The organism is Streptomyces sp. NRRL B-3229, from assembly GCF_000719505.1.
Lineage (GTDB): Bacteria > Actinomycetota > Actinomycetes > Streptomycetales > Streptomycetaceae > Streptomyces > Streptomyces griseorubiginosus.
On the sequence record NZ_JOGP01000166.1, the window covers coordinates 1 to 218 of the forward strand.

The 218-nt window shown below is 67.9% G+C and carries 1 protein-coding gene; it reads left to right on the top strand.

What is annotated here, in order from left to right; genetic code table 11:
• A partial coding sequence (locus tag IF54_RS40340; protein WP_037821305.1) for a S8 family serine peptidase occupies positions 1 to 218 on the top strand: 218 nt, incomplete at both ends.

Sequence of the window (218 nt, forward strand, 5' to 3'; positions counted from 1 at the left end):
CACCCGGACCTCAAGACGCAGGTGATCGAGTCCAAGAACTTCTCCGCCGCGGCTGACGCGACGGACAAGTTCGGTCACGGCACGCATGTCGCGTCCATCGCGGCGGGCACCGGCGCCAAGTCGGGCGGCAAGTACAAGGGCGTCGCGCCCGGTGCCAAGATCCTCAACGGCAAGGTCCTCGACGACACCGGCTCGGGTGACGACTCCGGCATCCTCGC